This window comes from Roseomonas fluvialis, from assembly GCF_022846615.1.
In the GTDB taxonomy this organism is placed as follows: Bacteria; Pseudomonadota; Alphaproteobacteria; order Acetobacterales; family Acetobacteraceae; genus Neoroseomonas; species Neoroseomonas fluvialis.
In genome coordinates, this window is sequence record NZ_AP025637.1 from 558,156 (window position 1) to 572,107 (window position 13,952).

A 13,952-nucleotide genomic window follows, 5' to 3' on the forward strand; every position below is an offset into this window, starting at 1 on the left:
AAGTGCCGCTGCGGTGCCGCCTCAGGCGAGCGTCGCGCCCTGCGCCTTCCAGAAGGCCTCGGCCGCCGTGTGCCAGGGCACGCCGGCCGCGGCCGACTTCTGCCCTTCCAGGTTGAAGTCGCGCGCGGCGGAATGCACCCGCGCCCAGTCCTCGCGGTTGCCCCACATGATCTGCAGGATCTGCGTGACCAGCGCCGCGGGCATGTCCTCGCGCACGGCCACGATGTTCGCGACCGACATCTGCTTGTTGGGCGCGGTCTGGCCGGGATAGGTGCCGGCCGGGATGGTTTCGGCGAAATAGACCGGGCCGTATTTCTCGACGATCGCGGGCACGAACTGGTCGTGGTCGATCATCACCAGCTGCACGCCGGGCGTGGCACCGAGGTCGGTGATCGCGCTGGTCGGCACGCCGGAGACGAAGAAATACGCATCCAGCTTGCCGTCCTTGATCGCATTGGTGCTCTCGGCCGGCGAGAGGCGTTCGCGCGCGCGGAAATCGGTCTCGCGGTTGAGGCCCGCGGCCTCGATCAGGCGGAAGGCCATGATCTCGGTCGCCGAACCCGGCGCGCCGGTGGACACGCGCTTGCCCTTCAGGTCCGCCATGGTGCGGATGCCGGTCGATGCCACCGTCACCACCTGCATGCGGTTGGTGTACAGCACCGAGATGGCGCGCACCGGCACCGGCCGGCCGCGGAAGCGGTCATTGCCGCGGATCGCGTCCACTGCCGCATCGACCTGCGTCAGCACCATGCCGACGCGGTTCGCCCCCAGCAGCTGCAGGTTGGCAACCGACCCGCCGGTGACTTCCACCGTGGCGCTCATGCCCGCGATGCCGCGCGAGAGATAGTTCGCGAGCGCACCACCGAGCGGATAGTAGACGCCGCCCGTCGTGCCGGTCGCGATGGCGAGTTGCTGCTGCGCCTGGGCGCGTGCAACGCCCGGCAGTGCCAGTGTGCCGGCCGCGGCGGCGAGGGTCTGGCGGCGTGTGATCCCGGACATGTGTGTTCCTCTGTGTTTCTTGGTCGCGGCTTCGTAGATAGCCGCCCGCGGCGCCGCTTTGAAGCCCGCGCCGTTGATCTGGCGCAAGGCATGGGTGCAACCGCGGCGCTATCCGTCGCGTATCGATCCCGGAGGACCGCATCCATGACTGGCCTGCTCGCCCGCGACCTGATGACCCCCGACGTCGTGACCGTGCCGCCCGAGACGCCCGTGATGGCCATGGCGCGCCTGCTCGCCGATCGCGGCATTTCCGCCGTGCCGGTGGTGGACAAGGACAGCAAGGTGCTCGGCATCGTCACCGAGGCCGACCTGGTCCGTCGCCTGGCGGGCGAGGAAGACAAGCCGTCCTCCTGGTTCGGCGCACTGTTCGCCGATCCGGCCAGCCAGGCGGAGCGCTTCGCGCGCACGCATGGCGTGACGGCGAAGGACCTGATGACCGAAAAGGTTGTGACCGTGGCGCCGGACACCACCGCCGCGCACATTGCGCAGATGATGGAGAAGCAGAACATCCGCCGCGTCGTGGTGACCGAGGGCGATCGCCTGCGCGGCATCGTCAGTCGCGCCGACCTGCTGCGCGCGCTGGTCGCGCCGCCGCACCAGGATGCGGAACTGTCGGACGAGCGCGTGCGCCGCGCCGTGATGGCAGCGATGAAGAAGGAACCCTGGACCGACACCTTCTACACCATGGTCGAGGTCAAGGACGGCACCGTGACCTTCCACGGCTTCCGCCGGTCGGACGCGGTGCAGCGCGCGCTGCGCGTGCTGGCCGAGAACGTGCCGGGCGTGAAGGCGGTGGTCGACGACACCCAGCCCATGCCGGTGTTCATCTACGGCGGGGTGTAACCCGCGAAACCCTCGCGGTGATTCCGGGTTATGGTGCCACACAGACCATCCCGAGGTATCGCCGCATGGCCCGCGTTCGCATCCGCCACACCACGCGCTACGACTACAGCGCGCCGGTGGGGCTGTCTCAGCACCGGCTGATGGTGCGCCCGCGCGACAGCCACGACCTGCGCCTGCACGACGCCACCATGACGATCAGCCCGGCGCCGGAGGCCACGCGATGGGCCCATGACGTCTTCGGCAATTCGGTATGCCTGCTCGACTGGGCCGAGGGTGCCACGACCGATCACCTAGAGATCGTCTCCACGCTCGATCTCGAACACTTTCCTGCCGGGCCGGCGCTGCCGCGCGCCACGCTCGACCCCTCCGTCGAGATCTTCCCCTTCTCCTACGGCGCGGAGGAAGCGCCGGACCTCGAGCATTTCCGCGTCCGCCTGCTGCCCGACCCGCAGCGGCGCGTCGATGCCTGGGCGCGTCGCTTCCTCGATCCGGGTGGTCAGACGCGCACCTTGCCGATGCTCGAAGCCATGACGCGCGCGATCCGCGACGAGTTCAGCTACGAAGGGCGCGACGCGGAGGGCACCAACAGCCCGGTGGTCACGCTCGAGACTGGCCGCGGCGCCTGCCGAGACTTCACCCTGCTGATGATGGAGGCGGCGCGCGCGCTCGGCCTCGCCGCGCGCTTCGTCACCGGCTACCTGTATGACTCGGCGGGGACCGAGGGCGTGGTCGGCGGCGGCGCCACGCATGCTTGGTGCTCGGTCTACGTGCCTGGCGCGGGCTGGGTGGAATACGACCCCACCAACGGGCTGGTCGCGGGCGAGAACCTGATCCGCGTGGGCTCGACTCGCACACCCGAACAGGCGGTGCCGGTCGGCGGTGGCTACATCGGCACGGCCGACGCCTTCGCCGGCCTGCACGTGGATGTCACTGTGAAGGTCGGCGACGATCCGCCCGCTACGGTGTCGGAACCGCCACCCCCACCAGACAATCCCGCGTGACGATCGACGCGAGCCGCGCTTCGTCCCAGCCCTCGGTCGCGGGCGGGCGCATCGGCAGCACCATCCAGCGGTAGTCGGCGGTGCTGTCCACCACGCGGGTCTCGACGCTGTCGGGCAGGTTCAGCCCCCATTCCGCAAGCACCGTCCGCGGTTCACGGACGGCGCGCGACCGATACTCGAACGACTTGTACCAGTTCGGCGGATAGCCCAGCACTGCACGCGGGTAGCAGGAGCACAGCGTGCAGACCACCAGGTGGTGCCGCGTCGGCGTGTTCTCGAGCACGCCGAGCGGTGGCGCGCCGGCCATGGACACGCCCATGGCCTCGGCGGCGGCCTTGCCGTCGGTCAGCAGCAATTCGCGGTAGGCCGGGTCGGTCCAGGCCTTCGCGACCATGCGCGCGCCGGTCTCGGGGCTGGCCTTGTCGGTGCTGGCCTGGCGCGCGGCGATCTCGGCCTCGGTGACGATGCCCTTGGCCTCGAGCGCCGCCACCAGGCGGTCGAGCAAGGCAAGGCTGTCGGGGCGCGGCGGTGCGGCCATGGCTATGCCCTCTCGAGCCAGTGTTCGAAGACCTCGACCATCACGGTATCGCCCGGCTTGCCCTCGTTCCAGATCGGCGGCTGCTCGAACAGGACATGATACAGGGTGCGCTTCGGGGCGGGTCGGGCGAAGGCGAGGTCCTCGGGGTTCGCGAAGGCACCGAGCGGGCGCACCACCGTGCCGGTGCGGCCGCGGATGTAGTGCGGCGTGCGGATGTGGCAGGGGCCGCGGCGCTCCGGCCAGTCGTCCTTCACGCGCACCTGCGCGCCGGGGGCGAAGATCGGGGCGTCGCTCATGGCAGGATGTCCTTCTCCACGATGCCCTTCTCGACCATCAGCGCGGTGATCGACCGCAGCCAGCGCTCGTAGTAGCCGAGCGCGAAATACTCCGCCTCCGGGATGCTCTCGATGCCACGGCGGAGCTCGTCCACCGTCATCAGCTTCTTCTGCGCGAGCAGCTGGCGCAGCGCATCCACCTTTTTGCCGAAGGCGTCGGGCGGCGCCTCGTCGTGCTCGACCGGCGTGCAGTGGAAGCGGGCGATGCCGCCCATGTCGTGGATGGCGGGGATCGGGCGATCGTCTGGCATGGCAGAAGGTTAGGCCGGTGCGCGCCGGATGGTCCAGCGCGCGCTATTTCACTTCCTCATCGGCCGAGACACCCCAGACCTCCGAGCGCAGGATGTAGCCGCGGTATTCGCCGGCCTGCGCCTCGCACCAGGCGCTGCGCAGTTCGCACTGGCGCAGGCGCACCACCACGCCGGGACGCAGGCGCGCGACCGGCGGGCTGTCGGCCTCGGGGCGGCGGCGCAGCGCGGTCTCGCTGCTCGGCGCGCCGCGCACGATCGCGCTGCGCCGGCCCATCAGCGTAGATTGATGGACCCAGCCCTCGGTGCCCTCGGGGTCGCGGATGCGGCGCCACAGCTCGAATTCGCGGGTGATCTCCACCGGCAATTCGCGCCGCTGGTAGGTCCATTCGATCGGAAACCGCGTTCCGGGGCCGGCCCGCAGGTTCACCTCGTCCGAGCGCAGCGCCGCGAAGCGCGGCAGCGGCAGGTTGGTGACCGAACCGACCGAGGGCTGCGGATCCGGCGGCGGTGCCGGGGCGGGCGTGGGTTCGGGCGTGCGGGTCGCGCCCGCGGCGCCGGCCGCCCCGGCGGCAGCCCCGGCAGCGGCGCCGGCGGCCGTGCGGCCGCGCTGGTTCGGCTGGCCCTGGCGGGCGGTGGCGCCCGGTGCGCGCCCATCGGGCCTGGCTGGGGGGCGCACCACGGGCGCGGTCGAGGCCGGCGGGCGCTGCGCGGTGGCTGGCGGGCGCGGCGCCGTCGCTGGGGGCGTCGCCTGGCGCGGCGTCGGGGCGGGCGCTGCCTGGCGTGGCGGCGTCGGCGCAGGGGTTGCCGGGCGTGGCGGCGTTGGTGCGGCCGGGGCGCTGGGCGCGGCCGGCGCACCGGGTCGCACCGGCGGCGGCAGGCTGCCCGGCGCGGTCGTCTGCGCCCACGCCGGTGTGGCGCCAAGCAGCGCGACCATCGCGAATCCGATCCGGCGCAGGGCTGTCATGGCCCCTCTGTCCTCCCCCGGGCGGGGCGGGGTCAAGCGATGCTAGAGCGTGACGACCTGCCCGGCCCCGACCGCGCCGAGGAAGGTCGCGATGCCCGCCACCTCCACACCCGGCAGCAGCGGCATCGCCGCCAGGTCCTCGGCGCGCAGCCCGGCTTCGCAGGCGATCATGCGCACGCCCATCTCGACGCAGGCCTCGCGCAGCGTCGCGATGCCGGCGACACCGCGCGCGACGAGGGTGCCCTCGCGCGGATCAGCCAGCAGCGGGCAGGGGTCCGCCAGCATCAGGCAGCCGGTGTTGGTCGCGAACAGCACGACCTCGCGCCCCAGCGCAGCCGCGCCCGCGGCCACCACCAGCGCATAATGTGCCCGCGGATGGCTGCCGGATTCGAGAAGGATGCCGAGCGGCGTCATGGCCGAGCGGCCTCGCCGGCACGCACGCGGTGCTCGGCTTGCGCCTGCCACCCATCGCCGCGCGCCGCGCTGCCGTGCACCGTCACGCCGCGCAGACCGGCGCGGCCGCGCCGTCGTGCGCGGCAAGGTCGCGGATCGTGGCGTGGTCGCCGCACAGCGCGCAGCCCGGGTCACGCTTGAGCCGCACGGTGCGGAAGCGGGCATCCAGCGCATCCCACAGCAGCAGCCGGCCCATCAGCGGGTCGCCGATGCCCAGGATCAGCTTCAGCACCTCGGTCGCCTGCAGCGTGCCCATCACGCCGGTGACCGCACCCAGCACGCCGGCTTCCGAACAGGTCGGCACCAGGCCCGGCGGCGGCGGTTCGGGATGCAGGCAGCGGTGGCAGGGATGCGCGCCGTCATGCCCGGCGAAGACGCTGAGCTGGCCTTCGAAGCGCAGCACCGCCGCGCTGACCAGCGGGCGGCCCAGCAGGTGGCAGGCGTCGCCCAGCAGGAAACGCGTGGCGAAATTGTCGGTGCCGTCGCAGACGATGTCGTAGCGCGGGATCAGGTCGCGCGCGGCCTCGGCATCCATGCGCCGCGCGTGGATATCGATGCGCGTCTCGGGGTTTAGGGCGCGCAGCGTCTCGGCCGCGCTCTCGGCCTTGTTGCGGCCGATGCGCGCGGTGGTGTGCGCAACCTGGCGCTGCAGGTTCGATAATTCGAGCGTGTCGTCGTCGACCAGGCCCAGCGTGCCGACCCCCGCCGCCGCGAGATAGAGCGTGAGCGGTGAACCGAGCCCTCCGGCGCCGACCACCAGCACCCGCGCGGCGCGCAGCTTCGCCTGGCCGATCGCGCCGACCTCCTCGAGCAGGATGTGACGCGAATAGCGGTGCAGCTCCGCCTCGGTGAAGTCGAGATCCATGGGCAGGATATGGGCGCGCCGGGGCGGGGCACGCAAGCCATGCGTGCTGCGCGCTTGTGTGGGCGGCGTGCAGGGCGCGAAATGCGCCACATGGAGACTGCGCGCACGTGACCGGGGCCGACCTGCACGGCGAGGATCTCATCCGCCGCCTAGCGGTCGCTCTCGCGATCGGTCTGCTGGTGGGCGCCGAGCGCCATTGGCGCGAACGCGACGAAGCCGCCGGCCGCCGCACCGCCGGCGTGCGCACCTTCGCGCTGGTCGGCCTGTCGGGCGGCGTGGTGGCGGCGGTGGCCACCCCGCTCGGGCCCATTGGCGGCGCGGTGCTGCTCTCCGCCGGCCTGTTCGCGCTGATGGCCGCGCTGCTGCCCTTCGCCCTGCGCGAGGCCGATGCCGAGGGCCGCTTCAGCGCCACCAGCCAGGTGGCGGCGATCGGCACCTATGCGCTGGGCGCGCTGGCCGTGGCCGGCGAGGCGCCCGCCGCCGGCGCCGCCGCGGTTGCGATGACCGCCGTGCTCGCGGCGCGCGAGAGCCTGCATGGGCTGATGGCGCGCATCACCTGGGTCGAGCTGCGCTCCGCCATCCTGCTGCTGTCGATGACGCTGGTGGCGCTGCCGTTGGTGCCGGATGCGCCGATCAGCTGGCTGGCGGGCGTCAACCCGCACCAGGTCTGGATGCTGGCGATCCTGCTCGCGGGGGTGTCGTTCCTCGGCTACCTCGGCGTCAAGCTGGGCGGTGGGCATCGCGGGTTGCTTTTGGCGGGGGCGGCAGGGGGGCTGGTGTCGTCCACCGCCGTCACGCTGTCGAACGCGTCGGCGGCGGCGAAGGGCGGGCCGGCGGCCGGGCTGGCGGCGGGATCGCTGGTGGCAGGCGCGGTGTCCTGCCTGCGCACGGCAGGGCTGGCGCTGCTGGTTGCGCCGGCGACGGGGCGGCTGCTCGGCCCGGCGCTGGTCGCCGCGGCGGCGGGCATGGGCGTCGTGGCGCTTCTGCTCGCACGACGGCGCGCGAGCGTTGCGGATGGCCCGGCCGATCCCGGCAACCCCTTCGAGATCGGGGCGGTGCTCCGCATGGCGCTGCTGCTTGCGGGCGTCGGCGCTGCGGCGAAGTTCGGTGCGGAGCGGCTTGGTGGCGGCGCCGTCCTGCTGATCGCCGCGGTGACCGGGCTGACGGATGTGGACGCCATCACGCTGTCCGTCCCGGCGCTCGCGCCCGCCACGATCAGCGAGGCGGTCGCGGCGCAGGCGGTCGCTGTGGCGGTGGCGAGCAACATCGTGGCCAAGGCGGCCTATGCGCTGGCGCTGGGGTCCGCGCGCCATGCCCAATGGGTCGTGCTGGGGTCGGTTGCCGGTCTTGCGCCCGGCGCGGCGCTGCTGGTCGCGGCGCTGCGCTGATCAGTCGACCGTCGCGCCGCTGGCGCGCACGATGGGCGCCCATTTGTCGGTCTCGACGCGGATGAAGCGTGCCAGGTCCTCGGCACTGCCGGGCAGGGGTTCGACCCCGTGGCGCGCGAGGTGGGCGCGGACCTCGGCATCGGCCATCGTGTCGCGCATCGCCGTGTTGAACCGCGCGACGATACTGGCCGGCAGGCCCTTCGGCCCGACCAGCGCGTACCAGTTCGCGACCTCGTAGCCCGGGAGCGTCTCGGCCACGGTGGGCAGGTTCGGCAGCATGGCGGACCGCTGCGGCGTGACGACCGCGAGCGCGCGCAGCCGCCCACCTTCGACCTGCGGCAATGCTGTCGGCGCGGTGGAGAAGGCGAAGTCGGTCTTGCCCGACAGCAGGTCGGTCATCAGCGGCCCGCCGCCGCGATAGGGCACATGGATGGTGCGGATGCCCGCCATCTGGTCGAGCAGCGCGCCCGCCAGATGCCCCGCGCCGCCCACACCCGACGAGCCATAGGACAGCGTGTCCGGCCGCGCGCGCGCCGCCGCCACCAGGTCCGCCACGGTCTGCCAGGGGCGGTCCACCGGCACCACCAGCACGTTCAGCACGCTGCCCGCCATGGCGATGGGCGTGAGGTCGGTCTGCGGATTGAACGGCAGGCTGCGATACAGCGTCGGATTGATCGCGAGCGCGCCGATCGTGCCCATCAGCAGCGTGCTGCCGTCTGGGGCGGCGCGCACCACCGTCTCGGTCGCGAGGTTCCCGCCCGCGCCGGGGCGGTTGTCCACCACGATCGGCTGGCCGAGCAGCGACTGCAGCTTGGGCGCGATGGTGCGGGTGCTGATATCGGTCGCGCCTCCGGCGGCGAAGCCGACCACGATGCGGATCGGGCGGGTAGGGGTCCAGTCCTGCGCGCGGGCGGCCAAGGGGGCGATGGTCTGGGCGGCCAGCAGCGGCAGGGCAGCAAGGCGGCGGCGGGTCAGCATGAACGTGTCTCTCCGGCGGGATGCCCGTTGGCCGGGCTGCGTTTCCCTACTCTGCGGCGAGGCTCGCGGGAAGGCGGAAGGTCACGTCCTCGACGATGCCGGGCAGCGCTTCCACCGATGCCGCGCCGAGGCTGCGCAGCCGCGCCACCAGGTCTTCCACCAGGCGTTCGGGTGCGGAGGCGCCGGCGGTCACGCCCACGGCCGTCGCGCCGTCGACCCAGGCCGGGTCCAGCGCCGCGGCATCCGCAATGAGATACGCGCGCGCCCCGCATTCCGCGGCGATTTCCCGCAGGCGGTTGGAGTTCGACGAATTCGCCGCGCCCACCACCAGCACCACCGGCGCGATGCGCGCCAGTTCGCGCACGGCGGTCTGGCGGTTCTGCGTGGCGTAGCAGATGTCGCGCGTATCGGGCCCGGTCACGTCGTCGAAGCGTGCACGAATGGCGGCGATCACCCCGCGCGTGTCGTCGACCGACAGCGTGGTCTGGGTGATGAAGGAGACGGGCGTGTCGCGCGGCAAGGGCAGCGCCTCCACCTCGGCCGCGGTCGCGACCAGGTGCACCGGCGCGTCGATCTGGCCCATGGTGCCGATCACCTCCGGATGGCCCGCATGGCCCACCAGCACCACGGCGCGGCCCTGCGCGGCGTAGCGCCGGCCTTCGTTGTGGACCTTGGTGACCAGCGGGCAGGTGGCGTCGAGCACATCCAGCTGGCGCAGCGCCGCCTCGCCCTCGACCTTGCGGGCCACGCCATGGGCGGAGAAGACGGCGACGGCGCCGACCGGAATTTCCTCGACCTCCTTGACGAAGACGGCGCCGCGGGCGCGCAGGTCCTCGACGACGTGGCGGTTGTGCACGATCTCGTGCCGGACATACACGGGCGGGCCGTATTTCTGCAGCGCGCGTTCGACGATTTCGACCGCGCGGACAACGCCGGCGCAGAAGCCGCGCGGCTGAGCCAGAACCACCCGCATGCCCGTGAGTCCCTCCCGTTCGGACAGGCCATGATTTCGGCCCGGCCGGGGGGGAATTCAACCGGAATCGCGGCGCGACGTCACCAGCCGTTGACGCGGTCCCAGGTGGCGATCACGTCCCGTCCGCCATCGACCAGGTGGTAGCGGTCATGGGCTGCGACGGTGAGACAGGTGTGGTTGGGCGCGACGCGCACCAGGGCGCCGATCGGCAGGGTGTCGAAGGGCAGCGGATGTTCGCCGCGCACCTCGCCATGCTCCTGGTGGGTGCGCACCACGATCGCGTCGCCGAAGGACGGCCGGCCGTCGATGTCGAGCATCAGGCCGAAGCCATAGTCCTTCGGTGCCTTTTCGGTGCTGCGGTCCTTCGACAGAGCGATGGCGCCGGCATCCACGAGCACGGCGTTGCGGTCGGGCTTGCGCCCGGTGACGGCGGTCAGCACCGTGACGGCGATGTCGTCCAGCCCATGCGTGCCGATCTGGCCCTGGAACAGGTCGCCGAACATGTAGACGCCGGCGCGCACGTCGGTCACGCCGCCCATGTCGCGGCCGTACAGCGCCGTTGGGGATGACCCCAGCGAGACGACATCCACCGTGGCACCCATGGCGCGCAGGCGGGCGGCGGCGGTGACGGCGCCGCGGTGTTCGGCCTCGGCGATCGCTTCCAGGCCCTGCCGGGACCGTTCGGCATAGGAATGCCCGGCATGGGTCATGATGCCGGCGCAGCGCGCACCGAGGCGCCCAGCGATCTCGGTCAGCAGGTTGGAATCGGGAGCAACGCCGCCGCGGCCCTCGCCGCAATCGACTTCGACCAGCGCGCGCAGCGGCCCCGGATGGGCGGCGATGGCCGCCGCGACATCGGCATCGTCGGTGATGACCTTCACGTCGCCGCCCTGCGCGTTCAGTGCGGCGATGGCATCCAGCTTCGCCGGCGTGATGCCCACGGCGTAGATCTGGTCGTGGAAGCCGCCGCTGGCGAAGTAGCGCGCCTCGGCCACGGTGCTGACGGTGATCGGCCCCTTGCCGGGCGCGGCAAGGTCCGCCACCGCGATCGACTTCGCGGTCTTCATGTGCGGGCGCAGCACCAGGCCCGGATGCCGCGCCACCGCGGCTGCCATATGCGCCAGGTTGCGCTTCAGGATCGCCAGGTCGAGCACAAGGCAGGGCGTGGGCAGGTCATCCAGCGTCATGGCGGTCTACCAGCGCGAGGCGATCGAGAGTTCGACGATGGAATCCGGCACTTCCCGCCCGCCAGCGGCGCGGCGCAGGCCGACCACGGCGTATGGCGTGGTCCACGATGCCTGCGCGCCGCCCTGCCCTTCCGTCACGCCCTGGAAGGAGGCGTCGGTGAGGCAGGCGCCGATTTCGTGCTGCAGGGCGCGGAAGCGGTCCTGCGTCGGGTCGGGCGGCTGGCGGGCGTCGTGACGCGCCATCACGGCGTAGAACACGCCGCGCGGCCCGCCGCCTGGGGTCTGGAGCGTGCCGTGGCGTTCCTCGATCGAGCCCGGGATGTTGCGCCCGGTGCGCGGCATCCAGTCGAAGCGCGACTGCGCCGCCTGCACCGCCTGATGGAGCGCGGTGCAGAAGGCACTGTTGGCGGCGGCCGCACCCGGCAGCGCGAGCGTCAGCGACAGGGCAAGCAGCAGGGGGCGCATGGCGCGTCTCCGGGTCGGGGTAGCGGCACGCTTACCGCGCGCCGGGCGTCAGGGCCAGCGCGCCTGCGGGTCCATCGGCAGCACCGGGCGCGGCAGGTGCTTCCAGGGGAAGGTGGCGAGGTTCGGGGAGGTAAGGCCGGGGCAATCCACTTCCACGATCTGCTCGTGCTGGAAGAACTCGTCGAAGCCGCCGCGGAAATGGCCGCGCGACTTCACCACCACCGCACGCGCCTTGCCGATGTCGAGGCCGAGATGTTCCAGGAAGACCGGGTCGGCGCATTGCGTGCGCCCTTCGATCACCACCACCGCGATGCCGCCGATCTGCAGCCAGGCGGTGCGGCCGAGCAGCACGGTCCGCCCTGCGAAGATGCCGCGCCGGCCCGTGACCTTGCCGTCGGACAGGGCGCGGATTTCGGCCACCGCCGCGAAGGGCTTGGAGAAGGCATCATCAGCCGCGACGGCGCGGTTGAAGCGCGCGGTGAAGTGTGCGCCGACACCGAGCGCATGGGCCTCGGCGGCGAGTGGCGCATCGGCGATGATGCCGATGATCGCATCCTGCACGCCGGCGCGGTGGAAAGCGTCCAGGATCCACATGGTGTTGCCACGGCCGCCGCCGCCGGGATTGTCGGCCACATCGGCGAAGGCGAGCGGCACCGGGCTTTCCTTCGCCAACCGCACCGCGTCGTCGAGCGAGGTCAGGTTGGCGACGAAGCGCGCGCGGCGGTCCCAGGCGGCCTCGGCCAGGGTCTGTGCCAGCGCCTCGGCCGCATCGGGGTCGGTGGCGGTGACGATGACCGACAGCCCGTTGAACGGCGTATCGCCATAGGAGAAGCCCGCCATCACCGAGACATTGGCGATGCGCGCGTCCTTCGCCGCCATTTCCTGGCCGAGGTCGATCACCTCCGCATAGGGTCCCTGCGCCGTCAGCAGCGCGGTCTGCGGGGAGACGATGGGCAGGCGGCGATGGGCGCGGTGGAAGCGCTCGCCGGCCAGCAGCCGACGCAGCAGTTGCGCGCATTCCGCGCCGCGCTCATGCATGTCGAGATGCGGGTTGGTGCGGTAGCCGACGAAGGCATCGACTGTCGCGACCATGCGGCCCGACACGTTCGCGTGCAGGTCGTAGGAACACACGAAGGGGATGTCGCCGAGGACCTCGCGCACCAGCGACTGCAGCGTGCCTTCCGGGTCGTGGTCATGCTCGGCCAGGCCGGCGCCGTGCATGATGGAATACACGCCGTCCACCTGGCCACGCAGCGCCGTGAGCCCTGCGCGCCAGGTCGCCATCATGGCGTTGAAATCGTCCTGGTTCACCGGGCCATTCGGTTCGGCGGCGGCGATCATGACGGGTAGCGGCGTCCAATCGCCGGTCGCGTTCATGCCGTCGATAAAGCCGGAGAGTTCGGCCGGCGCGCGCGGGGCGGGCTTCGCGGCCTCGGCCAGGATGTCGGCGCCTTCCAGGTAGCAGCGGCCGTCGAAATCGGCGCGGCGCGCTGGGGGCGCGAAGCGGTTGCACTCGATCGAGAAGCCGAGGATGGCGATGCGCGGTCCGGGCATCAGATGGTCACTCCCAACATCTCGGCGATGCGCGGCGTGGATTTCAGGCCGGTGCCGGTGAGCACGACCACGGTGGTCTCGTCCGCGCGGATGGTGCCGGCTTCCAGCAACCGCGCGAAGGCCGCGGCTGCCTGGGCGCAGGTCGGTTCGACGTAGATCCCCGTGCGGGCGAGTTCGAGCGTCGCGGCGGCGATCTCGTCTTCGGTCAGCATCACCGCGCCGCCGCCGGAGCGCGTCAGTACCTCGCCGCATTCGACGCTGCGCAGCGGCTGCGCGATGGCGGTGCCCTCCGCGATGGTGGGCTGTGCGGCCACCGCGGGCAGGCCGAGGAATTCCCGCGCGATGGGTGCGCAGTTCGCCGGCTGCGCGGCGAAGATGCGCGGCAGGCGCGTGATCTCGCCGGCGCGCAGCAATTCGTCGAAGCCGATACCGCAGCCCAGCACGTTCGATCCCGCGCCGCAGGGCACGATGACATTGTCGGGCACGGTGAAGCCCAGGTCCTCCCACAGTTCATAGGCCAGCGTCTTGGTGCCGTGCAGAAAGAACGGGTGCCAGTTGTGGCTGGCGTAGAAGATGTTGGCGGCCTCGGCCAGCGCGGCATCGGCGCAATCCTGCCGGCTGCCGGGGATGAGGCGGATGGTGGCGCCGGATGCGCGCGACTGCACGGTCTTGGCGGGGGATGTGCTCGCGGGCACGAAGATGGTGGCCGCCATGCCACCGGCGGCCGCATAGGCCGAGACCGCGGCGCCGCCATTGCCGGAGGAGTCCTCCAGCACCTCCGTCACGCCCTGTGCGCGCAGCAGCGACAGCATCACCGAAGCGCCGCGGTCCTTGAACGATCCGGTCGGCGCGAACCACTCGCATTTCAACAAGGCTGAGGCACCGCCGATCACGCGCGGCACCAGCGGCGTGCAGCCCTCGCCCATGGTGATGGGGTCGTCGGGGATGAAGGGCAGCGCCGCGGCGTACCGCCACAGCGAACGATCCTCGGTGCGGATTGCATCGCGCGTGATGCCGGGCAGCGGCGTGAGCAGCAGCGGTGCCTGGTCATCGCCGCACCAGCGCGGCGTGTCCAGCGGATAGGTGCGCCCCGTGCGGGGGTCGAGATAGGCGATGTCGGTCATGGCGGCGCAGCCTCGCTTGCCCGGCCGCGCGCGG

16 protein-coding genes are annotated in these 13,952 nt (G+C 71.9%); 3 read left to right on the plus strand and 13 right to left on the minus strand.

Going from position 1 to position 13,952, the window contains the following annotated elements; genetic code table 11:
• Positions 1 to 21 precede the first annotated feature (21 nt).
• Positions 22 to 999: a TAXI family TRAP transporter solute-binding subunit gene (locus MWM08_RS02715; RefSeq protein WP_244457939.1), complete on the minus strand. Its 978-nt coding sequence runs from the start codon at positions 997 to 999 to the stop codon at positions 22 to 24.
• Between the two features lie 144 nt (positions 1,000 to 1,143).
• Here MWM08_RS02715 and MWM08_RS02720 point away from each other — a divergent pair, with 144 nt between their 5' ends.
• Positions 1,144 to 1,842, plus strand: a complete 699-nt coding sequence (locus MWM08_RS02720) for a CBS domain-containing protein (RefSeq protein WP_244457940.1) — start codon at positions 1,144 to 1,146, stop codon at positions 1,840 to 1,842.
• Between the two features lie 65 nt (positions 1,843 to 1,907).
• Complete coding sequence (locus MWM08_RS02725; RefSeq protein ID WP_244457941.1) at positions 1,908 to 2,843, plus strand: transglutaminase family protein; 936 nt, start codon at positions 1,908 to 1,910, stop codon at positions 2,841 to 2,843.
• Here MWM08_RS02725 and MWM08_RS02730 read toward each other — a convergent pair.
• From MWM08_RS02730 to MWM08_RS02755, 6 genes are all read right to left on the minus strand, one after another.
• Positions 2,800 to 3,381 (minus strand): nitrile hydratase subunit alpha, encoded by a 582-nt coding sequence (locus MWM08_RS02730; RefSeq protein ID WP_244457942.1) that lies wholly within the window; start codon positions 3,379 to 3,381, stop codon positions 2,800 to 2,802. The genes MWM08_RS02725 and MWM08_RS02730 overlap by 44 nt on opposite strands.
• Before the next feature lie 2 nt (positions 3,382 to 3,383).
• The gene (locus MWM08_RS02735) at positions 3,384 to 3,677 is read right to left on the minus strand and encodes an SH3-like domain-containing protein (protein ID WP_244457943.1); all 294 of its coding nucleotides are present in this window, start codon (positions 3,675 to 3,677) and stop codon (positions 3,384 to 3,386) included.
• Entirely contained in the window at positions 3,674 to 3,967 is a 294-nt protein-coding gene (locus tag MWM08_RS02740) for an SH3-like domain-containing protein (RefSeq protein WP_244457944.1), read from the minus strand. Before MWM08_RS02740 ends, MWM08_RS02735 begins: the two co-directional genes overlap by 4 nt.
• 43 nt (positions 3,968 to 4,010) lie before the next feature.
• Positions 4,011 to 4,931, minus strand: coding sequence for an SH3 domain-containing protein (locus MWM08_RS02745; protein ID WP_244457945.1), 921 nt, complete (start codon positions 4,929 to 4,931; stop codon positions 4,011 to 4,013).
• 42 nt (positions 4,932 to 4,973) lie between these two features.
• Positions 4,974 to 5,345 (minus strand): DsrE/DsrF/DrsH-like family protein, encoded by a 372-nt coding sequence (locus tag MWM08_RS02750; RefSeq protein WP_244457946.1) that lies wholly within the window; start codon positions 5,343 to 5,345, stop codon positions 4,974 to 4,976.
• A gap of 82 nt (positions 5,346 to 5,427) precedes the next feature.
• Positions 5,428 to 6,249, minus strand: a complete 822-nt coding sequence (locus MWM08_RS02755) for a HesA/MoeB/ThiF family protein (protein ID WP_244457947.1) — start codon at positions 6,247 to 6,249, stop codon at positions 5,428 to 5,430.
• A gap of 107 nt (positions 6,250 to 6,356) precedes the next feature.
• Between MWM08_RS02755 and MWM08_RS02760 the strand changes: the two genes are divergently transcribed.
• The gene (locus MWM08_RS02760; RefSeq protein WP_244457948.1) at positions 6,357 to 7,637 is read left to right on the plus strand and encodes an MgtC/SapB family protein; all 1,281 of its coding nucleotides are present in this window, start codon (positions 6,357 to 6,359) and stop codon (positions 7,635 to 7,637) included.
• Here the strand turns inward: MWM08_RS02760 and MWM08_RS02765 are convergent, their stop codons facing one another.
• The 6 genes from MWM08_RS02765 to MWM08_RS02790 form a co-directional block, all read right to left on the minus strand.
• Entirely contained in the window at positions 7,638 to 8,615 is a 978-nt protein-coding gene (locus MWM08_RS02765; protein WP_244457949.1) for a Bug family tripartite tricarboxylate transporter substrate binding protein, read from the minus strand.
• A 46-nt stretch (positions 8,616 to 8,661) separates the two neighbouring features.
• On the minus strand, positions 8,662 to 9,588 hold the full coding sequence (ispH, locus tag MWM08_RS02770; protein WP_244457950.1) for a 4-hydroxy-3-methylbut-2-enyl diphosphate reductase: 927 nt from the start codon (positions 9,586 to 9,588) through the stop codon (positions 8,662 to 8,664).
• 80 nt (positions 9,589 to 9,668) lie between these two features.
• Positions 9,669 to 10,775, minus strand: a complete 1,107-nt coding sequence (locus tag MWM08_RS02775) for an alanine racemase (RefSeq protein WP_244457951.1) — start codon at positions 10,773 to 10,775, stop codon at positions 9,669 to 9,671.
• A 6-nt stretch (positions 10,776 to 10,781) separates the two neighbouring features.
• Positions 10,782 to 11,240, minus strand: a complete 459-nt coding sequence (locus tag MWM08_RS02780) for a hypothetical protein (protein WP_244457952.1) — start codon at positions 11,238 to 11,240, stop codon at positions 10,782 to 10,784.
• A 48-nt stretch (positions 11,241 to 11,288) separates the two neighbouring features.
• Positions 11,289 to 12,794 (minus strand): M81 family metallopeptidase, encoded by a 1,506-nt coding sequence (locus MWM08_RS02785; RefSeq protein WP_244457953.1) that lies wholly within the window; start codon positions 12,792 to 12,794, stop codon positions 11,289 to 11,291.
• Entirely contained in the window at positions 12,794 to 13,918 is a 1,125-nt protein-coding gene (locus MWM08_RS02790; RefSeq protein WP_244457954.1) for a pyridoxal-phosphate dependent enzyme, read from the minus strand. Before MWM08_RS02790 ends, MWM08_RS02785 begins: the two co-directional genes overlap by 1 nt.
• Positions 13,919 to 13,952 lie beyond the last annotated feature (34 nt).